This window comes from Sphaerisporangium sp. NBC_01403 (assembly GCF_045040145.1).
Taxonomy (GTDB): domain Bacteria; phylum Actinomycetota; class Actinomycetes; order Streptosporangiales; family Streptosporangiaceae; genus Sphaerisporangium; species Sphaerisporangium viridialbum.
The window spans coordinates 4,674,414-4,699,282 of sequence record NZ_CP109534.1 but is presented as its reverse complement, the minus strand read 5'-3'; the positions used below and the strand labels follow the sequence as shown (position 1 = coordinate 4,699,282).

General features: G+C 72.0%; 17 protein-coding genes. 7 read left to right on the top strand and 10 right to left on the bottom strand.

The features are described 5' to 3' along the window. Positions 1–5: 5 nt before the first annotated feature. Positions 6–2,708, top strand: a complete 2,703-nt coding sequence (gene polA, locus OG589_RS21140; protein WP_405151555.1) for a DNA polymerase I — start codon at positions 6–8, stop codon at positions 2,706–2,708. A 78-nt stretch (positions 2,709–2,786) separates the two neighbouring features. On the opposite strand, the gene OG589_RS21135 is transcribed toward polA, so the two are convergent. After that, a complete protein-coding gene (locus OG589_RS21135; RefSeq protein WP_405151553.1) occupies positions 2,787–3,584 on the bottom strand; it encodes a DUF2127 domain-containing protein in 798 nt (265 codons plus the stop codon). A gap of 103 nt (positions 3,585–3,687) precedes the next feature. Here OG589_RS21135 and OG589_RS21130 point away from each other — a divergent pair, with 103 nt between their 5' ends. The 4 genes from OG589_RS21130 (at position 3,688) to coaE (ending at position 7,651) form a co-directional block, all read left to right on the top strand. Continuing rightward, the gene (locus OG589_RS21130) at positions 3,688–4,779 is read left to right on the top strand and encodes a polysaccharide deacetylase family protein (RefSeq protein ID WP_405151552.1); all 1,092 of its coding nucleotides are present in this window, start codon (positions 3,688–3,690) and stop codon (positions 4,777–4,779) included. Positions 4,780–5,000: 221 nt separating this feature from the next. Then, positions 5,001–6,482: a 30S ribosomal protein S1 gene (gene rpsA / locus OG589_RS21125; RefSeq protein ID WP_405151550.1), complete on the top strand. Its 1,482-nt coding sequence runs from the start codon at positions 5,001–5,003 to the stop codon at positions 6,480–6,482. Positions 6,483–6,563: 81 nt separating this feature from the next. Beyond that, positions 6,564–7,022: a GNAT family N-acetyltransferase gene (locus OG589_RS21120; protein ID WP_405151548.1), complete on the top strand. Its 459-nt coding sequence runs from the start codon at positions 6,564–6,566 to the stop codon at positions 7,020–7,022. Positions 7,023–7,042: 20 nt separating this feature from the next. Continuing rightward, positions 7,043–7,651 carry a dephospho-CoA kinase gene (gene coaE / locus OG589_RS21115; protein WP_405151546.1) on the top strand — a complete coding sequence of 203 codons (609 nt, stop codon included), beginning with the start codon at positions 7,043–7,045 and terminating at the stop codon, positions 7,649–7,651. A 139-nt stretch (positions 7,652–7,790) separates the two neighbouring features. On the opposite strand, the gene OG589_RS21110 is transcribed toward coaE, so the two are convergent. Then, positions 7,791–13,607: a TIR domain-containing protein gene (locus OG589_RS21110; protein ID WP_405151544.1), complete on the bottom strand. Its 5,817-nt coding sequence runs from the start codon at positions 13,605–13,607 to the stop codon at positions 7,791–7,793. Between the two features lie 169 nt (positions 13,608–13,776). Here OG589_RS21110 and OG589_RS21105 point away from each other — a divergent pair, with 169 nt between their 5' ends. Then, positions 13,777–14,967 carry an SLC13 family permease gene (locus OG589_RS21105; RefSeq protein ID WP_405151542.1) on the top strand — a complete coding sequence of 397 codons (1,191 nt, stop codon included), beginning with the start codon at positions 13,777–13,779 and terminating at the stop codon, positions 14,965–14,967. A 9-nt stretch (positions 14,968–14,976) separates the two neighbouring features. Here OG589_RS21105 and OG589_RS21100 read toward each other — a convergent pair whose 3' ends face one another. Genes OG589_RS21100 through OG589_RS21090 form a run of 3 tightly spaced genes read right to left on the bottom strand, consistent with a single transcriptional unit; the run spans position 14,977 to position 17,489 of the window. Further along, positions 14,977–15,786 (bottom strand): inositol monophosphatase family protein, encoded by an 810-nt coding sequence (locus tag OG589_RS21100; protein ID WP_405151540.1) that lies wholly within the window; start codon positions 15,784–15,786, stop codon positions 14,977–14,979. 9 nt (positions 15,787–15,795) lie between these two features. Further along, complete coding sequence (locus OG589_RS21095; protein ID WP_405151538.1) at positions 15,796–16,455, bottom strand: hypothetical protein; 660 nt, start codon at positions 16,453–16,455, stop codon at positions 15,796–15,798. After that, the gene (locus OG589_RS21090; RefSeq protein WP_405151537.1) at positions 16,452–17,489 is read right to left on the bottom strand and encodes a hypothetical protein; all 1,038 of its coding nucleotides are present in this window, start codon (positions 17,487–17,489) and stop codon (positions 16,452–16,454) included. Before OG589_RS21090 ends, OG589_RS21095 begins: the two co-directional genes overlap by 4 nt. Positions 17,490–17,642: 153 nt before the next feature. Here OG589_RS21090 and uvrB point away from each other — a divergent pair, with 153 nt between their 5' ends. After that, positions 17,643–19,751, top strand: coding sequence for an excinuclease ABC subunit UvrB (uvrB, locus tag OG589_RS21085; protein WP_405151536.1), 2,109 nt, complete (start codon positions 17,643–17,645; stop codon positions 19,749–19,751). A 38-nt stretch (positions 19,752–19,789) separates the two neighbouring features. On the opposite strand, the gene OG589_RS21080 is transcribed toward uvrB, so the two are convergent. The 5 genes from OG589_RS21080 to OG589_RS21060 are packed head-to-tail and all read right to left on the bottom strand — an operon-like array spanning position 19,790 to position 24,783. Then, positions 19,790–21,157, bottom strand: coding sequence for a C45 family autoproteolytic acyltransferase/hydolase (locus OG589_RS21080; RefSeq protein ID WP_405151534.1), 1,368 nt, complete (start codon positions 21,155–21,157; stop codon positions 19,790–19,792). Next, positions 21,154–21,987, bottom strand: coding sequence for an ABC transporter ATP-binding protein (locus tag OG589_RS21075; RefSeq protein WP_405151532.1), 834 nt, complete (start codon positions 21,985–21,987; stop codon positions 21,154–21,156). The genes OG589_RS21080 and OG589_RS21075 overlap by 4 nt, the downstream gene beginning before the upstream one ends. Next, positions 21,984–22,973 (bottom strand): ABC transporter ATP-binding protein, encoded by a 990-nt coding sequence (locus tag OG589_RS21070; RefSeq protein ID WP_405151530.1) that lies wholly within the window; start codon positions 22,971–22,973, stop codon positions 21,984–21,986. The genes OG589_RS21075 and OG589_RS21070 overlap by 4 nt, the downstream gene beginning before the upstream one ends. After that, on the bottom strand, positions 22,970–23,839 hold the full coding sequence (locus OG589_RS21065; protein ID WP_405151528.1) for an ABC transporter permease: 870 nt from the start codon (positions 23,837–23,839) through the stop codon (positions 22,970–22,972). The genes OG589_RS21070 and OG589_RS21065 overlap by 4 nt, the downstream gene beginning before the upstream one ends. Then, a complete protein-coding gene (locus OG589_RS21060; protein ID WP_405151527.1) occupies positions 23,836–24,783 on the bottom strand; it encodes an ABC transporter permease in 948 nt (315 codons plus the stop codon). Before OG589_RS21060 ends, OG589_RS21065 begins: the two co-directional genes overlap by 4 nt. Positions 24,784–24,869: the final 86 nt, after the last annotated feature.

Below are 24,869 nucleotides of genomic sequence, written 5' to 3'. Positions count from 1 at the left end.
CGGGTGTGCCGAAGAAGGAACCGACCCCCGCACGCGACCGCCTGCTTCTCCTGGACGGGCACTCGCTCGCGTACCGCGCGTTCTACGCCTTGAAGGACGCGAACCTCACCACGACCGACGGCCAGCACACCGAGGCGGTGTACGGCTTCACCTCGATGCTGATCAACGTCCTTCGCGACGAGCGGCCGAGTCACGTGGTGGTCTGCTTCGACCGGTCGGAGCCCACCTTCCGCCACGAGGCGTACGAGCAGTACAAGGCCAACCGCCAGGAGACCCCTGAGGACTTCCGCGGCCAGGTCAGCCTGATCTTCGAGGTGCTCGACGCGCTCCGCGTGCCCTACCTCTCGCTCGCGGGCTTCGAGGCCGACGACCTGATCGCCACGCTCGCCGACCGGGCCGCCCGGCAGGAGATGGACGTGCTGATCGTCACCGGCGACCGCGACGCCCTCCAGCTCGTGAACGACCGCATCACGCTGCTGATGACGCGCCGCGGCATCAGCGACATGACGCGTTTCGACCCCGCCGCCGTCGTCGAGAAGTACGGCCTGACCCCCGAGCAGTATCCCGACTTCGCCGCCCTGCGCGGCGACCCCAGCGACAACCTCCCCAACATCCCGAGCGTGGGCGAGAAGACCGCCGCCAAGTGGGTCAAGGAGTTCGGCTCGCTCACCGAGCTGGTCGCCCGGGTCGACGAGGTGAAGGGCAAGGTCGGCGACAAGCTCCGCGAGCACCTCGGCCAGGTGATCCACAACCGCCAGCTCACCGAGCTCCGGCGCGACGTGCCGCTCGACGCCGACGTCGCCGAGCTCAAGATGGGCAAGTGGGACCGCGACGAGATCCACAAGCTCTTCGACACCCTGCAGTTCCGCGTGCTGCGCGACCGGCTCTACCAGAGCATCGGCACCGCCGAGCCCGAGGCCGAGGAGGGGTTCGAGGTCGAGGTCGTGACCCTCGGCCCCGACGAGGTCGAGCCGTGGCTCGCCGCCATGCCCGAGGGCAGGGCCGGCCTTGCGGTCAAGGGCACCCACGGCAGTGGCACGGGCAGGCTCGACGGCATCGCCGTCGCCGCCCCCGCCGACGCCGAGGGCGTCCGGCGCGCGGCCTTCATCGACCTGGTGGGCCTCAGCCCCGCCGACGAGGGCGCGCTGAGCCGGTGGCTCGCCGACGAGTCCAGGCCGAAGGCCCTGCACGACGCCAAGGGCCCGCTGCTGGCCCTGTGGGCCCAGGGGCTCGACCTCAAGGGGCTCACCTGTGACACGGCTCTGGCGGCCTATCTGGCGATGCCGGGGCAGCGGTCCTTCCCCCTCGACGACCTCGTGCTGCGCTACCTCCACCGCGAGCTGCGCGCCGAGACGGAGACGAACGGCCAGGCCGCCCTGTTCGACGACCCCGGCGACGACGAGGGCCAGGAGCTCGGCATCCGGGCCCAGGCCGTGCTGGAGCTCGCCGACGCCCTTGAGGCGCACTTGGAGCCCCGGGGCGGCATCCGGCTGATGCGCGAGGTCGAGCTCCCGCTGGTGCGCGTGCTCGCCGAGCTCGAGCGCGACGGCATCGCCGCCGACCACGGCTACTTCGCCGGCCTTGAGGTGGAGTTCGGCGCCGCGGTGAAGCAGGCCGTCGAGGAGGCCCACCGGGTCGTCGGCGAGCAGTTCAACCTGGGCTCGCCCAAGCAGCTCCAGGAGATCCTGTTCGTCAAGCTCGGGCTGCCGAAGACCAAGAAGATCAAGACCGGCTACACCACCGACGCCGACGCCCTGGCGACGCTCGCCACGCAGACCGACAACGAGCTGCCGACGATCCTGCTGCGCCACCGCGACCAGACCAGGCTGCGCACCACCGTCGAGGGCCTGATCAAGGAGATCGGCGACGACGGGCGCATCCACACCACCTACAACCAGATCATCGCGGCGACCGGGCGCCTGTCCTCCGAGAAGCCCAACCTCCAGAACATCCCCATCCGCACCGCCGAGGGCCGCCGCATCCGGCAGGGCTTCATGGTGGGCGAGGCCTACGAGAGCCTGCTGACCGCCGACTACAGCCAGATCGAGCTGCGCATCATGGCCCACCTGTCCCGCGACGAGGCGCTGATCGCGGCGTTCGAGTCCGGGCACGACTTCCACCAGGCGACCGCCGCCCGGGTGTTCGACCTCCCGCCCGAGCAGGTCGACGGCGAGCTGCGGGCGCGCATCAAGGCGATGAACTACGGCCTGGCGTACGGCCTGTCCGACTTCGGGCTCTCCGGCCAGCTCGGCATCCCCGTCGCCGAGGCCCGCGCGCTCAAGGACGAGTACTTCCAGGAGTTCGGCGGCGTCCGCGACTACCTCGCGACCATCGTCGCGCAGGCCCGGCAGGACGGCTACACCGAGACCATCCTCGGCCGCCGCCGCTACCTGCCCGACCTGACCAGCGACAACCGCCAGCGCCGCGAGATGGCCGAGCGCATGGCGCTCAACGCCCCCATCCAGGGCTCGGCGGCCGACATCATCAAGGTCGCGATGCTCAACGTCCAGCGGGCGCTGCGCGAGCGCGAGCTGCGCTCCCGCATGCTGCTTCAGGTCCACGACGAGCTCGTCTTCGAGGTGGCCCCCGGCGAGCTGGAGCCGCTGCGCGAGCTGGTCGTGGCCCAGATGTGCGCCGCGTACGAGCTGCGCGTCCCCCTGGACGTCTCCGTGGGCGTCGGCCGCACCTGGCAGGACGCCGGCCACTGAGGCCGTGCCGCCGCCCCCCGCGCCGGGGGCGGCCGGTGATGGCCGCCGCGGGGTGGCGACATCCCGGGGGCGGGCCGGTCAGTCGGTGGTGGCCGTGGCGGTGTGGTGACGGCCCGGGCGTGAGGTCTCAAGGGCGGCCGTCTCGACCTCCAGGAGGCTGGTCTCGTGCCGCTCGGCCTCGTGCGCCGCGTGCCCGCCCCGCAGCCCGAACAGCCGCTTCGACAGCAGGATGTACAGCACGGCGGCGAGGTTGATCAGCAGGATCACGATGCGCAGCCAGGTGACCTTCTCCACGATCTCGTAGATCTCGACCGGCACGAAGAGCGACGTCGCGACCACCGCGAAGTACTCACCCCAGCGCCGCAGCAGCCACAGCCCGACGCCCTCGGTCATGAGCAGGGCCCCGAAGACCAGCAGGCCGAGCACGATCCACGTCAGGGTCCTGGTCTCCGCGCCGATGACCGTGCGCAGCGTGTGCACCACGCCCGACTCCTCGAGGTTCCACCCGAGCTTGTCGGCCAGCGGCTGGAGCAGCGGCACGTCCTCGTTGAAGGCCCTGCTGATCGCGTCCTGATGGGCGCGGAACCGCCAGATGCCGAACGCCGCCGCCAGCACCAGCAGCCCCTTGCCCCACCGGAACACCGCGAGCAGCCGCAGGATCGTGGCGTCGCGCAGCGCCCTGCCGCGCAGGACGATGGGAGCGTCCTCCGCGGGGCCGGAGCCGTGCGGCGCGCCGAGTGCGAAGTCCCCGCAGCGCAGGCAGCGCCAGGCCTCTCCGAGGGCCGTGTCGGCGCGCAGGCGCCGCCGCAGCGCCTCCTCGGTGGGGGCGTAGGTCACATGGCCATGCCGGCCACAGGCGCGCAGGCTCCAGTTCACGATCAAATTTCAACACATGATAGGTGTGTACGCGGCTCGGGACGCGGCCGAATGGGCCATCCCAGGGCGAAAATCGACCTGCCGCCGATCCAGGAGACCACTTGTGCGCAGCACACCCGGCCTGACCCACGTCATCGGCATCGTGAACATCGGTGTCATGATCGTCGCCGTTGTGGCGCTCCTGGTCCTGCCCCTCGGGCACGACGGCGCGAACGTCGAGCACGCCGCGAAGCCTGCCCCGAAGACCGCGCCGCCCGCGCTGCCCGAGGTGCCCGCGCCGCCTCCGGTGACGGCGACGGCCGAGTCGGCCAGGAACGTCGGGGCCAACGAGGCGGGCATGGTCCCGGTGCTGATGTACCACCGGATCATGAAGAAGCGGCTGGCCTCCATCGACCGCACCCCCTCGCAGCTCCGGGGGGAGCTGGAGAAGCTCGCCAAGGACGGCTACGTGCCGATCACCGCGGCCGAGTTCGTGGCGGGCGCCATCGACATCCCGGCAGGCGCCCATCCGGTGGTGCTGACCTTCGACGACGGCCACCCCTCGCACTTCGCCCTCGGCACCGACGGCATGCCGAAAAAGGACACCGTCGTCCAGATCATCTACGACGTCGCCAGCAGGCACCCGGGCTTCCGCCCGGTGGCGACGTTCTGGATCAACGCCAACCCCTTCGGGCTCCGCGACACCGCCCGGCAGGCGGCGGCCGTGGGGTGGCTGGTCGAGCACGGGTTCGAGGTCGCCAACCACACCTTCGGCCATCCGGACCTCTACCGGCTGACCAAGAAGAAGATCGCCGAGTCGATCGTGCGCCAGCAGCGGCTGCTGGAGCGGCTCGGCGCCCCCCGGTCGGCCACGTTCGCCCTGCCGTACGGCAGCAGGCCCAAGAAGCGGTCGAACGCGCGCGACGGGAAGTGGGACGGCACCTCGTATCATTTCGACGCCGTTTTCCTCGCCGGGGCCGAGCCCGCGATTTCGCCCTACGCGAAGGACTTCGACCGGTACAACGTCCCGCGAATCCAGTCGAACGGTAAAAAAGGGGAGTGCCGGAAATGGTGCTCGCAGTACTGGCTGGAGTGGCTCCGTAAGCACCCTGATAGGCGATACACCTCGGACGGGGACCCGTCACACGTCTCCATCCCCAGTCGATTTCGCGGTAAGATCCTGGCAAAGCTCGACGGGGTGTTGATCACCTATTGAAGGCTTCCGGGGTTGTGCGGGTGAGCGCCGGATTGACCACGCCCGCGTACTCTCATATGCTGATCGCTGCGCTGTGGGCTCGCGTGCGCCTCGGACGGAGCGGGCTCGCGCTCGGTCATGTCGACCAAGGGTCATCCCGACCATCCTCGGCTTGAGCGATAAAGAGGCCTGCCGCGCGTCCGCCACATCGACATCTGTCCGCGTTCGGAGCAATTCCACACATGACGAGCAGCACTGAGGCCACCTCGAGCACCCCGCAGGTAGCGGTCAACGACATCGGTTCCGAGGAGGCCTTCCTCGCCGCGATCGACGAGACCATCAAGTACTTCAACGACGGCGACATCGTCGAAGGCACCGTCGTCAAGGTCGATCGAGACGAGGTCTTGCTCGACATCGGCTACAAGACCGAGGGTGTCATCCCCTCGCGCGAGCTCTCGATCAAGCACGATGTCGACCCAGCCGAGGTCGTCGAGGTCGGAGAGCACGTCGAGGCCCTGGTCCTCCAGAAGGAGGACAAGGAAGGCCGGCTGATCCTCTCCAAGAAGCGCGCGCAGTACGAGCGCGCCTGGGGCACGATCGAGAAGATCAAGGACGAGGACGGCATCGTCACCGGCACGGTCATCGAGGTCGTCAAGGGTGGTCTCATCCTCGACATCGGCCTGCGCGGCTTCCTTCCGGCGTCGCTGGTCGAGATGCGGCGCGTTCGCGACCTTCAGCCGTACGTCGGCCGGGAGCTCGAGGCGAAGATCATAGAGCTGGACAAGAACCGCAACAACGTGGTTCTCTCCCGGCGCGCCTGGCTCGAGCAGACCCAGTCCGAGGTCCGCCAGACCTTCCTCAACACCCTGCAGAAGGGCCAGGTCCGCAAGGGCGTCGTCTCCTCGATCGTCAACTTCGGTGCGTTCGTGGACCTCGGCGGCGTCGACGGTCTCGTGCACGTCTCCGAGCTTTCCTGGAAGCACATCGACCACCCCTCCGAGGTCGTCGAAGTGGGCCAGGAGGTCACCGTCGAGGTCCTCGACGTGGACATGGAGCGCGAGCGGGTCTCCCTGTCGCTCAAGGCGACGCAGGAGGACCCCTGGCAGCAGTTCGCCCGCACCCACCAGATCGGGCAGGTCGTTCCCGGGCGCGTCACCAAGCTGGTGCCGTTCGGTGCGTTCGTCCGCGTCGAGGAGGGCATCGAGGGCCTGGTCCACATCTCCGAGCTGGCCGAGCGCCACGTGGAGATCCCGGAGCAGGTCGTCCAGGTCGGCGACGAGATCTTCGTGAAGATCATCGACATCGACCTCGACCGCCGTCGCATCTCGCTGTCGCTGAAGCAGGCGAACGAGGGCGCGATCGGTGCCGACGTCGAGTTCGACCCCACGCTGTACGGCATGGCGGCGACCTACGACGAGCAGGGCAACTACATCTACCCCGACGGGTTCGACCCCGAGACGGGCGAGTGGCTCGAGGGCTTCGAGAAGCAGCGCGAGGAGTGGGAGCGGCAGTACGCCGAGGCCCAGACCCGCTTCGAGGCCCACAAGTCGCAGGTCGAGAAGGCTCGCGCGGAGGAGGCGGAGGCCGCAGGCCCGTCCACCTACTCCGGTGAGACTCCTCCGTCCTCGTCGTCCACCGGCGGCTCGGCTCCGGCCGCGGGCGCCCTGGCCTCCGACGAGGCCCTGGCCGCGCTTCGCGAGAAGCTCGCGGGTGGCCAGAGCTGACGCTCTGAGTTCCGTTCACTGAGAGGGTCCCACTTCGGTGGGGCCCTCTTCGTGTTGTGCTCCTGCCCCTACAGTGGGCGGGTGACGCGGATCGAGCGGGCCGGGCCCGAGGACGCCGGGGAGATCCTCACGCTCCAGCGGGCGGCCTACGTGAGCGAGGCGCAGCTGTACGGTGACCCGTTCATCGGCCCCCTGGTGGAGTCGCTGGACCGGATGCGCGCGACGATCGCGAGCGCGACCGTCCTGAAGGCGCTCGCCGGTGACCGCATCGTCGGCGCGGTGCGCGGGCAGCTCGCCGACCGCGCCGGCATCATCGGGCGGCTCGTGGTGGCTCCCGACCAGCAGGGCCGGGGAGTCGGCACCGCGCTGCTCCAGGCCGTCGAGCGGGAGCTGGGCGCCGAGGTCGACGCCTTCGACCTGTTCACCGGGCACCTCTCGGAGGGCAACCTCCGGCTGTACCGCCGCCTGGGCTACCGCGAGACGCGGCGCGAGCGCGTCCACGACCACCTGACCCTGGTGCACATGCGCAAGCCCGCCTAGCGTTGGCTACCCTTCCGTGCATGCTGAAGATCGGGCTGACCGGCGGCATCGGGTCGGGCAAGAGCGAGGTGTCCCGGCGCCTGGCGGGCCACGGCGCGGTGGTCATCGACGCCGACAAGATCGCGCGTGAGGTCGTAGAGCCGGGCACCACCGGTCTGGCCCTCGTCATCGAGGCGTTCGGCCGGGGAGTGCTCCGCGACGACGGCTCCCTGAACCGCGAGAAGCTCGGGCAGATCGTGTTCGCCGACCCCGACAAGCTGCGGCGGCTGAACGCCATCGTCCACCCGAGGGTGGGGGAGCGGGTTGCCGAGCTGCAGGAGGGCGCGCCCGATGACGCGGTCGTCGTGTACGACGTGCCGCTGCTCGCCGAGAACAACCTGGCGCCGATGTACGACGTGGTGATCGTGGTGGACGCCCCGGACGAGGTGCGTCTGGCCCGGCTGGTCGACCTGCGGGGGATGGCCGAGGAGGACGCCCTCGCCCGCATCAGGTCGCAGGCCACCCGTGAGGACCGGCTGAAGATCGCCGACATCGTGATCCCGAACGAGGGTCCCCTCGGCCTGCTGGACGCGCGCGTCGCCGAGGTCTGGGCCCAGCTCCAGAAACGCCGCGAGACGGCCACCGGCTGACCGGACGGGCCTCAGGCCGCCTACAAGGCTCTACCGCCATCTCGGGCGAAAAGGGGATCCCTAACGGACACGGCGAGGCCCTGCGACGGCTTGGAGGGGCCGCGAGACGGTATCCAGCCGCAGGGAGTGGGTGCCCGGGTCAGAATTCGGCGTCGAAGGCGATCTGGCGGACGCCCGGCAGGTAGGGATCGAGCTCGCCAGGGTCGAACCTGCACATGCCGACGACGTACCAGAACTGGCCGGCGATCTCGCCCTCCATCTTGTACCGGCCGTCGGGGCTGAACGCCGCCCATCCCTCGGCCAGGCCGAGGAGCGTGGCCCGCTGGACCGGGACCCCGCCCGCAAGGTCCCAGAGGATCACCGCACCGTCGTCCCCCGCGCTGGCGAGCAGGTCGCCGGCGGGGCTGTAGGCCACCGACCAGACCCGGCGGGTGTGGCCCACCAGCGTGTGGAGGTGCCGCCCCGACGCGGTGTCCCACAGCCGTACGACGAGGTCGTCCCCGGCCGTGGCGAGCACCGTGCCGTCGGGGCTGAAGTCCACCGTCCAGAGCCGTCCGGTGTGCCGCCTGAGGGTGTGCAGGGGCGTCGCGGGAGAGGGCGAGCCCTGCGGGCCGAGCTCCCAGACGCGGGCGGTGCCGTCGTTGCTCGCGCTGGCGAGGAGCCTGCCCGTCGGGTCGAACCGCACGGCGTAGACCCGGTCGGAGTGGCCTTCGAGGGTGGCGAGCCGTGTGCCGGACGCGACGTCCCACAGCCTGACCACGCGGTCGTCGCATCCGGTGGCCACGGTGGCGCCGTCGGGGCTGAACGCGATCGACCGCACGCGCCCCCGGTGCTCGGAGAAGTTGCAGAGCTCCCGTCCGGAGACGCGGTACCACAGCCGGACGGTGTCGTCGTCGTTGGCCGTCGCGAGGATCTCACCGTCCGGGCTGAACGCCTCCGCCCAGACGTGGTCGGTCTCGACGTTCAGCTCGCGCTCGAAGGAACCGGCCGCGAGGTTCCACAGGTAGACGCCGCCGTCGTTGCTCGCGGTGGCCAGCAGCGGGCCGGCGGAGCTGAAGATCGCGGAGATGAGCCGGTCGGCGGTGCCGGTCAGCTCGCGCAGGCGGCGCCCGGTGCGCGGGTCCCACAGCCGGACGTAGCCGTCGTTGCCGCTGGTGGCGAGCATGGTGCCGTCCGCGCTGAACCGGGCGCCCGTGATCCGGCGGCCGTGGCCGCGCAGGGTGTGCCGGCACTGTCCGGTCTCGGTGTCCCACAGCCGTGCCGTGCCGTCGTTGCTGGCCGTCGCGAGCTGCCGGCCGTCGGGGCGGAAGGCGAACGGCCACACCGAGCCCCGGTGGCCGGCGAGCTCGGCGCGCTGGCGCCCGGTCTCGGGCTCCCAGACGCGCACCATGCCGTCGCTGTCGCCGGTGGCCAGCGTGTCACCGCCGGGGGCGAAGAGCACCTGGTAGACGGCTCCGGAGTGGCCGGGAAGCGCCCCCGCGGGCTCGCCGCGACGGGGATCCCACAGGCGCAGCCCGCCGGATGTGTCACCGGACGCAAGCAGGTCGCCCGAGGGGTGGAAGTCCAGGGCGTAGACGCGCCCGGTATGGCCGCGCAGGTCGTGCAGCTGCGTGCCGGCGGCGGGGTTCCAGATCTTGATGGCGCCGGTGTGGTCGCCCGCGGCCAGCATGCGGCCGTCCGGGCTGAGCGCCAGCCGGTAGACGGTGCCCCGGTGACCGGTCAGCACGTGGCTGAGCCTGCCGGTGTCCAGGTCCCAGACACGGATGGCGCCTCCGGCGTCGCCGGTCACGAGCCGGCCGGGCAGGAAGACGGCGGTGTAGACCGGGGAGGTGTGGCCGGGCAGCGAGGCCACGTGCGCTCCGGTGACGGCCGACCACACCTGGACCACGCCGTCGGCCCCGCCCGCGGCGACCAGCTCGCCGGACGGGCTGACCACCACCGGCCAGACCCCCTCGGGATGCCCGGTGAGGACGTGGCGGATCTCGCCGGTGAGCGGGTCCCACACCCGTACGGTGCCGTCGCCCGCGCCGGTCACCAGCGCCCCCGGCCCGTACGTGACCTTGTACACCCGCCCGCGGTGGCCGTGGAGGGTGCGCAGCGGTGACCCGGTGACACTGTCGCACACCAGCACCCCGCCGTCCTCCGTGCCGACGGCGAGGACCCCGCCACCGGGGCCGTAGGCGATCGGCTCCGGCAGGCGGCTGCTCTGGAAGTGGAAGCCGTACGGGACGCCGACCTGCGGGGGCGCCAGCTCGGGGGTCACCGGGTGGCCCGGCGCGATGGCGGCGCCGTGCAGCGCGGGATCGGCCCGGAGCGCGGGGGAGGCGGTGACGTCGATCAGGGCCGCGCGATCCCAGCGCCCGCCTTCGGTGGCGATGTCGCGGAGGTCGGCCCGGGGGAGCCGGGCCCGGGTGAGGTCGGCGCCGCGCAGGTCCGCCCCCGCCAGCACGGCCTCGTCCAGCCGGGCGCCGTTGAGGCGGGCGTCGCGGAGGATGGCGCGCGAGAGGTTCGCCCCGACGAGCTGGGTCTCGGTCAGGTCGGCCCCGGTGAGGTCGACGCCGGCGAAGTCGCGGTAGGACAGGTCCTCACCGTGCAGCCGGGCGCCGCGCAGGTCGGTGCGCGCGGGGGTGCGCAGACGGGTGGTGACCTTGATCGCGTTGGCCCGCGCCACGTCGTCCGCGCCGGGATCCGCCAGCGTCTTGCCCGCCCACGCCTGCAGCCGGCCGGTGTCGGCGAGGTCGCACAGGAAGTCGACGATCAGCGCGGACAGGGGACGCCGCGCGAGCCGCTCGCCGAGCGTCGCGGCGAGGTGCCTGGCGACCAGCCACTCCATCACCGAGGAGTGGATGAAGCCGAAGAGCCCCTCGTCGGTGCGGACGAGCAGGCTGCCCGTGCCCATCGCATGGGCGGTCTGGCTGACCGACAGCCGGTTGTCGGCGAGCTCGGCGAGCGTCTCGGCCACCTCGGTGAGCTCGGCCGGCTGGAGGTAGGACTCGCCGCTCTCCCACAGGCGCAGGGCCAGCGTCGTGGCGGCCCGCCACAGCTCCGCGGCGTTCAGGTCTCCGGGCGCCCCGGGCACGTGGGTGCGCCGCTCCTCGAAGACCAGCCAGTGGTCGAGGATCTCGGCGTAGAGGCCGGCCGCGCTGATGGTCTCGCCCGCCTGGGCCACGGCGCGGAGGCGGTCGTCGGGCAGATCGGCGATGAAGCTCAGCATGCGCGGGTTCTGGGCGAGGCCGAGCAGGTCGGCGATGCCGGTGAGCATGCTCATGCGGTCGTCGGCGGCCCGCGCGTCGCCGCCGTACCGGTTGACGAGGTAGGCGCGGACCTGGGCGGGGGTGAACTCCTCCACGCTGAGCACCCGCCGGTGCGGCAGCGTGCCGACCCGCTCGCCGAGCGCCGTGAGCACCTGGGCGTGCGACTTGAAGTGCTGGGTGCGGCTCGCCACGACGACCTTCGCCTTGTCCTCCGCCGCCTGGAGCAGCGTGTCGAGGTGGTCGGCCGCGCGCTCGTAGGTGACCCGGGTGACCAGCTCGTCGAACCCGTCGAAGAGCAGGACGATGCGGCCCTGGCGGAGCATGTAGTGGAAGGCCTTGAGGTCGATCAGCTCCTCACCGTGGTTGGCCAGATGCGCCGCGACCAGCCCGTCGACCGAGTGCGCCTTGTCGAGGGCCCTGAGCTCGATGAGGATCGGCGTCAGGTGGGGGAGCTCGGCCGGGATCCTGCGCGCCACCTCGCGCAGCGCGAACGTCTTGCCGCGCCCGAAGTCGCCGAGCAGCAGCACGAAGCGGCCGTGGTCGGCCGCGAGCAGGCGCATCAGCTCGCCCGCGAGGTCGTCCCTGACGCCCTGGCCGGTGCGGTCGACCTCGCGGTAGCGCTGCGGGACGTACAGCTCCGGAGGGTAGCGCCGGTCGCCGCGCAGCCGGGCGGTCTGGTCGGCGACGTGGTCGGACAGGTCGAGCAGCCCCTGGAACTCGGTGAAGCTGCGCAGCCGCACGCCGCGCCGCAGCGCGTCGTCGCGCATGAGCCGGGACGGGGTGGGCCCCTGGTAGACCAGCTCGGAGCCGTGCTCCAGCCCCGCCGCGTGCACCTGCCGCAGGAAGGCCGTGACGTCCTCGGCCGTCAGGGAGCCGGCGTGGGCGCCGATGAGCTGCTGGCGGACGAAGCCGTCCTCGGCCAGGGTGACGAGCAGGTGCGGCGGCTCGCCCGGCACCTTGCGGATCTTGGCGCGGTCGCTGCGCGTCTCGCAGACCTCGGCGACGCGGTCGAGCAGCAGGCTCGACGGGTCCGCCTGCCGCTCGGGCTCCCCTCCGGTGTTGGGCGGGGCCTCCAGAGGGTTCAGCGTGGCCCGCTCGACGGCGGCGGCCGGGGGGAACGTGCCGTGCACCGCCCGCCGGTCGTACCGGATCTCGTCCGGCGGGGAGATCTCCGGCCGGTCGCGCGCCCAGCGGCGTACGCCCTCGGGGGTGATCTCGATGATCTGGTGGCGTCCCGGCGCCAGGGACGGCACGCAGGGCAGGTCGCCGATGAAGCCGATCTCGTCAGGGCCGCCGCCGTGCAGCAGGAGGTTCAGCCTGGCGCCCAGCAGTTGCTCCAGCGTGCTCGCGTCCCGCAGGGCAGAGGGGGGATGGCCGACGGCTCCGACGCGCAGCCACCCGGTCTCCTCGAAGGGACGCAGCCGCTCGGCGAACCAGGCGGCCTGCGCCTGCCCGAGCTGCCCGTAGGCGTCCTCCTCGCGATGGCTCATGGCCATGGTGGAGTTGAGCCCGGCGACGACGACCTTCAGCTCGGGCTCGGCGAACAGGCTCCAGGGTTGCGCGCTGTCGAAGTCGGGGTCGGAGAGCCCCTGGTAGACATCCTTGAACAGGCCGGAGAAGTGCCGCCATTTGGGCCAGTAGGGCGGCTCCGGGGCCACGTCGTCGGCCTCGCAGGTGGCGAAGTACGCCCGGCTCGCCGCCTTGGTGACGTCGCGGGGGCCGGGCACGACGACCAGCCGCCGGGGCTCCAGGCCGAGCAGCACGCGGAGCCCGGTGAGGAACGCGAGCGCCTCGCCGTATTCGCGGATGCTGCCGGACTCGGTGATGTCGCCCGTGACCACCAGCAGGTCGGGGCGGGGCACCCCGGCGTCGGCCAGGCGGGTGAGGTCGGCCCAGACGCTCGACTGCAGCTCGCCCGCCCCGAGCGGCTCGTCCGCCTCGGCGAGCCCGCGCCCGAACCTGGGCCCCGCGACGTGCAGCAGCGTGATCGACGAGCGCTCCTGGCGGGAGTCCGCGCTCGCTGGGAAGGTGGGCGGGGCCACGGGGGTCCTGCGCAGGGGCGGGAGGCGCGGCTCGGCGCGGGCGGGCGGGACCTCGGTCCGTACGACCCCGCCGTTTCCGGCGACGACCCCGCTGTTCCGAGGACTCCCGCCGCTCTCGGGGACCCCGCCGTCTCCGGTGGCCCCGGGCATGGCGGGCGCCTCCTGGACGACGGTGCCCGGGATCGTCTTGGCCGACGCGACGGGGAAGCCGGGCTGCTCGGCGGGCTTGGCCCGCCCCGCGAGGGTGTGCTGGATGCGGCCGAGCAGCAGCGACCTGGCCTCGTCGGGGTCGGTCACCCCCACCATGTCGACCCACGTGATGGTGGACAGCAGCCCTTCGAGGGGGCAGTCCTCGATGCGGATGGTCACGAGCCGGTTGCCCGGGTTGTCGGGGTCGGCGCGGAAGGCGGTCAGCCACTCCTGCCGCCCGAAGCGCGACCCGAGGTAGTTGCGGGACAGGACCGCGACGATGAGCCCCGCCTCGCTGACACCGCGGTCCATGAAGTCGACGAAGTTCGTGCCGGGCACGAAGTCCCAGGCCTGGAGCATGGTGCGATATCCGGCGGCCTCCAGCTGCCAGGCGATCCAGGTGGCCCAGCGCTCGTCCGCGGGGGAGTAGCTGACGAAGATCTCGGTGCGCGTGCCGTTCCGACCGTCCATGCGGACTCCCACTCCTCGCACACCTCACCCCGGCCGGGAAGGCCGGGGACCGCCACCCGCGAGACTCTCCCTCGTGTGACGGCGTGACCGCCGTGCGGGTTCACCGGCGCCATTATCTCCTGTGCCGCAGGGGCTTTCGAGGATTCTGATCTTTTGCCGGTGTGGGATCATGGCCTGCGTGACACGGCGGCTGACGGTCCTCGACTGGGTCCGTGTCGGTGTGCTCGCCGTGGGGCTGGTCTGCGTGGCCACGGGGCTGCTCCCGGCGGACGAGGCGGTCGCCAACCTCCGCCGCATCGGCCCGCTGCTGCTGTTCCTGGCGGCGGTGATCGTGCTGGCCGAGCTGACCAAGGAGGCGAACGTCTTCGACGTCCTCGCCAGCCGGTTGGCGATCGTCGGGCGCGGGAACTATGCCGCGCTGTTCCTCCTGTGTACGGCTTTCGCGTCATTTGTCACGATATTTCTTAACTTGGATACGACCGCGGTGCTGCTGACGCCGGTCATGCTCGCCCTGGCGCCGCGCGCCCGCATCGCGCCGCTGCCCCTGGCGATGACCACGATCTGGCTGGCCAACACCGCGAGCCTGCTCCTGCCGGTCTCCAACCTCACCAACCTGCTGGCCATGGGCCGCGTCGAGCTGTCCACGCGCGACTTCGCCGGCCGCATGTGGGCACCACAGGCCACGGCGATCGCCGTGACGATGCTGTGCCTGTGGATCTTCTTCTGGCGGCGCGGCGAGCGCGGCGCGGACAGGTACGATCCGCCGCCCCAGGCGCCGATGGGCGACCGGGTGCTGTTCACCGTCGCGGCCGCCGCCTGCGCGCTGTTCATCGTGGCGATCCTCGCGGGGCTCCAGATCGGCGTCGCGGCGGCCGTGGCCGCCGTCCTGGTCGTCGCCGCCTTCGCCTGGCGCGACCGCTCGAAGCTCACCTGGGGGCTGTTCCCCTGGCAGCTCCTGGTCTTCGTCACCGGGCTGTTCCTCGTGGTGCCCACGCTCAGCCGGTACGGGCTGGACGATCTCATGCGGGCGCTCATCGGCGAGTCTGGCGACGCGGCGGGGGGCTACCGGGCCGCCGCGGCGGGCGCGGGGCTGTCGAACGTCGTCAACAACCTGCCCGCGTACTACGCCGGGGAGCGGGTCGTACCGCCCGGGAACCACGACCAGCTGCTCTCGCTGCTCATCGGCACGAACGTCGGGCCGGTCATCACGCCGTGGGCCTCGCTGGCCACCCTGCTGTGGTTCGAGTGGTGCAGGCGCCGCGCCGTCAGGGTGCCGCTGGTGAAGTTCGTGCTCACCGGGGTCTGCCTGGCCGTGACGGGCATCGCGGCCACGGTCGCGGCCCTCCTGCTCACCGCCTGAGCGCCCCGCTCACCGCGTGGAGGCGGTGACCAGGCCGAGCAGGTCGTCGACGAGCGCGGGGTGGGCCGCCACGAAGCTCCGCCTGTGCGAGGGCAGCTCCGTGTGCCCGTCGAAGGGCTCGCCGTCGAAGGCGCGCACGCACAGGCCCGCCTCCTGGGCGATCAGCAGCCCGCCGGGCAGGTCGACCGCCTCCGCCCGGTAGCCCACCACCGCGTCGATGTCGCCCCGCGCGAGCATCACCCACCCCAGCAGGGGCGCCCAGAGCTGCAGGACCCGCCGCGCCCGTACGTCGAGGGCGGCCTTGAGCCCGCGCATGGCCGGATCGTCGCGGGAGACGTCGTGCCCCTGCGTCCAGGCGAGCACCGGCCCGTGCGGGCTCGGCCGGTAGCGGGGGGACGGCACGGGCCCCTGGGGGCCGGAGGCGCCCCCGCCCCTGACCGCCGACCACGTCTGCCGGCCGACGGGATCGTGGACGACTCCGAGCTGCGGCAGGCCGCCGTGGCACAGGGCGAGCCCGACGACGTACAGCGGCAGGCCGATCGCGACGTTGTTCGTGCCGTCGAGCGGGTCGACGAGCCAGGTCCAGTCGCCGTCCGGATCGCCCGAGACACCGGACTCCTCGGCCACGACCCGGTGCCCGGGGAAGGCCGCCTGGATGCGTTCGAGCAGGAGCTTCTCCGAGGCCAGGTCGAGATCGGTGACGATGTCGCCCCGGCCCTTGGAGCGGACCCCGAGGTCGCCCTTCGTCCGCTCCCTGAGCAGAGCCCCGGCCGCCTCCGCGGCCACCACCGCCACGCGGCGGGCGTGATCGAGATCCACGGGATCCTCCTAGGTTCGCGCAAGGTGCTCCGCGGCCAGCCGGGCGGCCCGCGCGGTCTCCTCATCGTCGCAGCGTTCCCTGGTCACGCGGTGGGAGCGCGAGCTCAGCGGGCCGAGGGACAGATCGGTGCCGTGGCGCCCGCTGCCCAGCGCGATCGTGGCCGTGTCTGTGCCCTCGGGAACCACGCTGCGGTGGAAGACCCCCGCGGGAAGCGTGTAGACGTCCCCTGCGCGGTAGACCCCCGACCTGCCCCCGGTGTACCGCACGGTGCGCTCTGTCGGGCTGATGCTGTCGACCCCGCCCGCGCTGACCACCTCGAACACCCGGTGGGTGGCGCCAGCGCCGCTGTCGGCGACGCTGGCCAGCTCGTTGCGCACCTGGCCGTACAGGACGTAGCTCACCAGGTCCCAGCTGTGACAGTGGACCTCGGAGGTGGTGACGCCGGTGCTCGGGAAGCTGCCCGACCACAGGTGCACGCAGACGCCGTGCTCGCCACCGTGCCCACCGCCGCGCTCCACGGGCAGGCACATGAAGCCCAGCGGGTGGCGGATCGCCCTGATCGCGGATCTTCCCGAGGCGATGTCCTCCAGCATCCGCAGCGTGCGGCGGGGGAGGGTGGAGGGGACCGCGCCCGAGGTCAGCTCGTCGTACAGATCCTGATATTTCATATCGAGTATGGGTTCTTCGCTCGAATGGCCTTACGGATGATCTCGACCACGTCGCGGTCGCCGTACGACTTCGGCAGGCCGAGGCCGAGCGCCTCGAAGAGCTTGCGGGCCTCGTCGACCGTGGGCTCGTCGCTGAGCGGCGCCGACCTCGCCGCCTCGATGGGCACACGCCTGGCCTGGTCGAGGCTGGAGAGCAGCTCGGTGGCGCAGTGGTCGTAGTAGAAGCTGCCGCGCCGGCTCATCAGGGCGCGGTTGGGGTCCTCGACCGTGATGATGACGTAGTCGGCCGACAGGTCCCAGCGGAAGGTCGTCATCGTCGCCGACAGCCCGAGGTCGATGTCGAGCAGGCTGAACCGCTGCCGGTGCCAGCAGGCCGCGAGGATCGTCGCGTACGACTCCTTGCGAGTGCGGTCGACCGTCCAGAACTCCCCGGTGCCGTCGGGGGCCTCGGACACCGACCGGCGGAAGCGCACGTACGCCTCGCAGACCCCGGCGTGGGTCGGGTCGATGATCTCCAGCCGTACGAGCAGGGCCCTGCGCTCGCGGCGGGCGGCGACGACCAGATCGGGCAGCGTCACCGCCCGTACGTACGTGCCGGTGCCGCCCTTGAACATCCAGCGGTCGGTGGAGCGCCGAGCCTGGGCGTGGGCCTGCGAGATCTCGTCGGCCCCGTTGAGCGCCTGCACGATCTGCAGGTCGTCGAGCACGCGCCGGGCGCTCTCGACGACGGCCTCCAGCTCGGAGAGGCGGTCGAGGCGCGCGGGCAGGCTCGCCAGGGCTCCTGAGGTGGTGCGGAAGTTCTCCCTGATCGTCTCCTCCATGGGCTCCTGCCGCCAGCGGTCGCGCAGGATCGCGGCGGTCAGCAGCCCGAGGACCAGGAGGGTGACCCCGCTGATCAGCTCGCCCTTCGGCTGGCCGAGGATCTGGTCGCTCGCGGTGAGCCCGAGGAAGGCGATGAAGACGGCGAGCAACAGAGCGATCACACCGTCGGCGTTCTTGCCGACCCAAGCGACGAACTTCCCCACGCGCTCCATGGCGCCCCGCCCCGCCTCGACGATCAGTCAGCCCCGTCGTCATGGTAACGAGACGGTCAAAGATGGGCCAGGGGCAGGGCGAATGAGCGGGGATTCCGGTCCGTCCGGCGCCGGGCCCGGAAATGTCGGTGGCTCCGCGTAGGTTATGGAGACGTGAGGCCGGTAACAGATTTGCAGCGCAGGGTGGCGCCCTTCCAGGTCGTCACCGACATGACCCCGTCCGGCGACCAGCCGACCGCGATCGCCGAGCTCGAGCGGCGCGTCAAGGCCGGAGAGAAGGACAACGTCCTGCTGGGTGCCACCGGCACCGGCAAGACCGCGACGGTGGCGTGGCTCATCGAGCGGTTGCAGCGGCCGGCTCTGGTGATGCAGCCCAACAAGACGCTCGCCGCCCAGTTCGCCAACGAGCTGCGCGAGATGCTCCCCAACAACGCCGTCGAGTACTTCGTCTCCTACTACGACTACTACCAGCCCGAGGCGTACGTCCCGCAGACCGACACCTACATCGAGAAGGACTCCTCGATCAACGACGAGGTCGACCGCCTGCGCCACTCGGCGACCAACTCCCTGCTGACGCGCCGCGACACCGTCGTGGTGGCCTCGGTCTCCTGCATCTACGGCCTCGGCACCCCGCAGGAGTACGTCGACCGCATGGTCCGGCTCAAGGTCGGGCAGGAGATCGAGCGCGACCAGCTCCTGCGCCGCCTCGTCGACATGCAGTACGCCCGCAACGACCTGTCCTTCACCCGGGGCACCTTCCGGGTCCGCGGCGACACCATCGAGGTCATCCCGCAGTACGAAGAGCTGGCCGTGCGCATCGAGATGTTCGGCGACGAGATCGAGAAGCTCTCGACGCTCCACCCGCTCACCGGCGAGGTGATCACCGAGGATCCCGAGCTCTACATCTTCCCCGCCTCCCACTACGTCGCGGGCCCCGAGCGCATGGAGCGGGCGATCCGCGGCATCGAGGCCGAGCTCGGCGCCTCGCTCACCACCATGGAGAAGCAGGGCAAGCTGCTGGAGGCCCAGCGGCTGCGCATGCGCACCACCTACGACATCGAGATGATGCGCCAGGTCGGCACCTGCTCCGGCATCGAGAACTACTCGCGGCACATCGACGGCCGCGAGGCCGGCACCGCGCCCAACACCCTGCTCGACTACTTCCCCGAGGACTTCTTGCTGGTCCTCGACGAGTCGCACCAGAGCGTCCCGCAGATCGGCGCGATGTACGAGGGCGACGCCTCCCGCAAGCGCACCTTGGTCGACCACGGCTTCCGGCTGCCGTCCGCGATGGACAACCGGCCGCTCAAGTGGGAGGAGTTCCTCGAGCGCATCGGCCAGACCGTCTACCTCTCGGCCACCCCGGGCCCGTACGAGCTGGGCCGCAGCAAGGGCGAGGTGGTCGAGCAGGTCATCCGCCCGACCGGCCTGGTCGACCCCGAGGTGATCGTCAAGCCGACCAAGGGGCAGATCGACGACCTGGTCCACGAGATCCGCGAGCGCACCGAGAAGAACGAGCGGGTCCTCGTCACCACGCTGACCAAGAAGATGTCCGAGGACCTCACCGACTACCTCCTGGAGCTCGGCATCCGCGTGCGCTACCTCCACAGCGAGGTCGACACGCTGCGCCGCATCGAGTTGCTCCGCGAGCTGCGCATGGGCGAGTTCGACGTGCTGGTCGGCATCAACCTCCTCCGTGAGGGTCTCGACCTGCCCGAGGTGTCCCTGGTGGCGATCCTCGACGCCGACAAGGAGGGCTTCCTGCGCAGCGAGACGTCGCTGATCCAGACCATCGGCCGCGCCGCGCGCAACGTCTCGGGCCAGGTCCACATGTACGCCGACCGCGTGACGCCGTCCATGGAGCGCGCGATCGAGGAGACCAACCGCCGCCGGGCCAAGCAGGTGGCCTACAACGAGGCCAACGGCGTCGACCCGCAGCCGCTCCGCAAGAAGATCGCCGACATCCTCGACTCCCTCACCAGGGAGGACGCCGACACCGAGCGGCTTCTCGGCGGCGGCCGCCAGCAGAGCCGCGGCAAGGCGCCCGTTCCCGGCCTGTCCGCCCGCCAGACGGGCCAGCATGCCAAGGCGATCGTGGGCGAGATGCCCCGGGCCCAGCTCGAGTCGCTCGTCCAGTCGCTCACCGAGCAGATGCACACGGCGGCCGCCGACCTGCAGTTCGAGGTCGCCGCCCGCCTCCGCGACGAGATCAAGGAGCTCAAACGCGAGCTTCGCGACATGCGCGAAGCCGGCGTCCACTGACCCCACCGTCCCGGCGACCGACGGTGGGGTGAGGGGCGTCAGGTGGTCGGGGACGTGTTCGGTGCGGTGAGGGGGGTCCAGGTCCGGGGGGTGGCGGAGCAGGGGCCGCCGTCGTGCACGTGGAGGCGGCGGGCGGCGGGGTCCACGGCCACCGTGGCCAGCGTCGCCCACCTGGTGCCCAGGCGGCCGGTGGCCGGGGGATGGCAGCACACCTCGGCGCCGCCGTCCGGGTGGACGCTCAGCAGGGCGGCGAGGTCGCCGGCCCCGTCGAGGCCATGCCGCTCGTGGGCGCGCGTGCCGAGCACGCGCAGGCGGTCGTAGGTCTCCGGTTCGAGCCGCCCGCGCAGCTCACCCCCGGCCGGCAGCGGGTCGAGGAAGTGGTTGGTGTGCACCAGCCAGCCCTCCTCGTCCGGGGGAACGGTCACCGCGCCCGCCGGGCTGAGCTCCACGGACGCCACCTGGTCCTCCGTCACGATGGTGATCACGGTGGAGGCCGACACCGGGGCGTCACCCAGGATGGACATGGCCTCGGCGAAGGACGCCGCGCCACCGAGCACCCGGCGGGCGACGAGGTGGACGGGCACGCCGCCGGCACCGTCGTCCTCGTGGCCGAGGATGTTGAACAGCACCCCCACCCCCGCCTCGTTGACGCCGATCTTGCCGAGGATCCCGTACTCGGTGATCCCGGTGAACCCCAGCGCGTCCCCGCGCACCGACTGCGTGTGCCAGGCACCGGCGAGCTCCTGATGCCAGTCCCACGTCTGCCCGCCCCAGGTCTGCCCGCCAGGGGTGTGCTCCCCCAGAGCGTGGCGATCCACGGTGTGTCCGCCCAGGGTGTGGCCGGCCACGGTGTGTCCGCCTGGGGTGTGATCGGCCATGGTGTGTCCGCCCGGGGTGTGGCCGGCCACGGTGTGTCCGCCGGTGTGGACCACCGTGGAGCATTCGCCTGAGCGTGGGGCGCCGGCGACGGCGAGGATCTCGGTGCGGGCGTTGAGCGCGGCGATCATCCAAAGCGGCACTCCGGCACCCTCGGCCACGCCCTCCATCTCGGCGACGAGCTCGGGCGCCCAGGCACGGGTCGCGCTGACGGCACCGAGGGCCAGGGAGGGTACGTCCAGGCTCATGCCTCTGGCCGCCGCGGTGGTCTCGAAGAGCTCCGAGTAGGTCCCCCACGCCCGGGCGATCTCCGCACCGGTCCGCCGGCCGCGATCATCGCCCCGGCGCCTGGGATCGGCCCCCTCCACCCGCAGATGCGCGCGCGCCCCGGGTCTGGTTCCCTCCACCCGCGTGTGCGTGTGCGGCTCCGGGCCGGTTCCCTCGGTCCGCGTGTGCGTGTGCGGCTCCAGGTTGGTCTCGTCCGCTCGCAGGTGGGGTCGGTTCGGGGTATCGCCAGGTGAGGGTGTCATGCGGTCACCTCGGGGGTGGTGGTGCGGCGGGGGTGCCAGCCGGGGCGGGGGGCGCTGTCGCGCAGGAGGCGGGTGTACGGGTGCTCCGGTTCGTCCAGCACCCGCGCCGTGCTTCCGCGCTCCACGATCCGCCCCTGACACATGACGACGACCTCCTCGCTGACCTGCCGTACGACGGACAGGTCATGGGTGATGAACAGATAGGTGAGCCGGCGGGCCCGCCGGATCTCGGCCAGCAGGTTGAGTACCTGTGCCTGCACCGACACGTCCAGCGCCGCCACCGCCTCGTCGAGCACGAGCACACGGGGTTCGGCGGCGAGCGCCCGGGCTATCGCGACGCGCTGCTTCTGCCCGCCGCTGAGCTCGCCGGGCAGCGCCCGGGCGTGCTCGGGCCGCAGGCCGACCTGGTCGAGCAGGCCGGCGACTCGCTGACGCGCCTCGGCGCCGGTGACGCGATGGTGGGCCGCCAGCACCTCCCCGATGGCCGCTCCCGCCGTGCGGCGGCGGTTCAGGGATCCGTTCGGGTCCTGGAAGACCATCTGGACGTCCCTGGCGCGGGCCCGCCGCTCCGCCCGCCGCGGCCGCCGCGCCACCGGGCGTCCCGCGAGCACGACGTCCCCGGCGTCCGCCTGTTCGAGGCCGACGAGGATCCGCGCGAGCGTCGTCTTGCCCGAGCCGGACTCCCCGACCACCGCGAGGCAGCTTCCGTCGGCGACGCTCAGGCTGACGTCGTCCAGCGCGCGGACCGTGCGCCGCCGCCGCCCCTGCCCGCTGCCGAACTCCTTGCACAGCCCGCTGATCTCGATGACGTTCCCGGTCGGATCGCTCACGCCGAGGCCTCCGTCCCTGTCGCGCGGGCCAGCTCGGCCGCGAGCTCGTCACTGCGATGGCACCGTACGGCGCGGCCGTCGCCGTGGACGAGCGGCACCTCGCCGGAAAGGCACTGGGGAGCCGCCCACGGGCACCGGTCCGCGAAGGCGCAGCGTCCTCGCACCTCGTGCGCGGCCACGGGCCGTCCCGGGATCACCGGGAGCACCGGCGCCCTGGTGGTGAGGCTGGGCCGCGAGTCGAGCAGCAGGCGCGTGTACGGATGGCGCGGCGACGCGTGGAGCCGGTCGGGCGTGGCGATCTCGACGATCTCCCCGGCGTACATCACGGCGATCCGGTCGCACACCGCCGAGGCCAGCTCCAGGTCGTGGGTGACGAAGAGCATCGCCATGCCGTTCTCGCGGCGCTGATCGTCCAGGATCGCCATGACCTCCGACTGCGTGGTCACGTCGAGCGCGGTCGTGGGCTCGTCGGCCAGCAGCAGCCGGGGCGATCCGGCCACGGCGGCGGCGATGACCACGCGTTGCAGCATGCCGCCCGACAGCTGGTGGGGGTAGGAGTCCATGCAGCGGTCGACGTCGGCGATGCCGACCTGGGCGAGCAGGTCGCGCGCCCGGCGATCGGCCGCGTCCCGGGTCTCTCCGCGCGCGTCGCAGAGCCCCTCCACGAGGAACCGCGACACGCGCAGCAGGGGATTCAGCGCGGCCCTCGGATCCTGGCTGATCATCGCCAGCGCGCCGGCCCGCAGCCGTCGCAGCTCAGGGGCGCCGAGACCCCGCACATCCTCGCCGTCGAGCGTGACCCGGCCCGTGACGCGGGCTCGCGGCGGCTCGGTGCGCAGGACGGTGCGCAGTGTCATCGACTTGCCCGACCCCGACTCGCCGACCAGGCCGAGCGCCTCGCCGGGGGACAGGGACAGCGAGACGCCGCGCAGGATCGCCCGGCCCTTCACGTCGAGACGTACGTCGTCGAGTTCGAGGAGGTTCATGCCCGGCCTCCGGCCCCGCGGCCACCGAGCCGCTCGCCGATCACGCTGAACGCGGCCACCGCGACGACGATGCAGGTGCCCGCGAGCAGGCTCTGCTGCGGGTGGCCCTGGAGCAGGGAGTCCTGCCCCTGGGAGACCATCAGCCCCCAGTCGGCGGTCGGCGCCTGGACGCCCAGGCCCAGGTACGACAGCGCGGCGAGGTCGATCATCGCGTAGCCGAAGTTGATCGCGGCGCCGGTGAGGATCTGCGGCGCGATGTTGGGCAGGACGTGCCGCCCGGTCACCACGATGCCGGACAGCCCCTGCAGTTCGGCCGCCTGGACGTACGCCAGCCGCCGCTCGCGCAGCGCGACGCTGCGGAGCACGCGGGCGGTGTAGGGCATGTACGCGACCGCGAGCGCGGCGGTGGCCTGCGCGAGGCCCGTCCCGAACACCGCGACGACGAGGATCGCGAGGAGCAGGTTCGGGAACGCGAACAGCAGGTCGAGCACGCGGCCCACCAGTGCGTCCACGCGCCCGCCGAACCAGGTGGCCACAAGGGCGAGCAGGGTGCCGCCCGCCCCGGCGAGCAGCACGACCACGGCGGCGCCCGCCAGGCTGCTCCGGGCGCCGTACAGCAGCCGGGACAGCAGGTCGCGCCCCGACTGGTCGGTGCCGAGCAGGTGCTCGGGCCCCGGCGGGAGGTAGCGCTGGACGATGCTTCCCACGGCGGGGTCGTACGGCGAGACCAGGGGCGCGAGCAGCGCCGCGAGGGCCAGCAGCGCGACCACGGCGGCGGCTGCGACGCCGAGCGGGCCGAGCCGGTTCGCCAGGCCGGCGAGGGGCCGGTGCCGCCGCGCGGGCGGTGCGAGGGTTCCGGTGCTCACGCGCTCTCACCTCCGAGCTGGACGCGCGGGTCGATCACCGCGTACAGGGTGTCGACCACGAGGTTGACCACGCCGAACACCGCGACCAGGACGAGAGCCACGGCCTGCACGACGGCGAAGTCCTTCTGCTGCACGGCGTTGATGAGCAGGGCGCCGACGCCGTCGAGGGTGAAGGCATGCTCGACGACGGCCGCCCCCGCGACCAGGGCCGCGATGTTCACCCCGACGATCGTCGTCACGGGCAGCATCGCGTTGCGGACGACGTGGCGGCGCGCCACCACCCGCCAGGGGATGCCCCGGGCGAGGGCGACGGACACGTGCTCGGCGTCGCGTTCCTCCACAACGGCGGTGCGGGTGATGCGCGCGACGACGGCCGCGGCCGGAAGCGCGAGCGCCACGGCGGGCAGGGTCAGGTGCAGCACGCGGTCGGGGAGCCCAGAGCCCGCGCCGAAGACCGGGAACCAGCCCAGCGTCACGGAGAAGACGCTCATGAGCAGGACGGCCGCGAAGAAGGTGGGGATCGCGAACCCCACGCTGGAGCCGAGCAGGACGCCGGTGTCCAGCGCCCCGCCGCGCAGGCCCGCGACCACTCCGGCGCCCACGCCGAGCACCACGATGAGCACGGCGGCGTACGTCGTGAGCCACAGGGTCGTCGGGATCCTGGACACCAGCAGCGAGGCGACGTCCTGCCGGGTGGTGAGGGACTCGCCGAGGTCGCCGCCGAGCACGCCGGTCAGCCAGTGCCAGTAGCGGAGCAGGAACGGGTCGTCCAGGCCGTACTGCGCCCGGATGGAGGCGAGGACGGCGGGGCTGACGGTCCTGCCCTGGACGAGGAAGCTCTCGGGCGTGCCGGGCGCGGCGTACATGGCCGCGTAGATGAGGAAGCTCGACACGAGGAGTGTGGCGGCGAGCGCGCCGAGCCGCCGGGTCACGAAACGCGGCACGGTGCCTCCTCGGGGGCGCGGCTCACGGGCCGGGGGGCGAGGGGCGGCACCGGGCCCGGGGCGCGCCGGAGCGCCCCGGGCCGGGT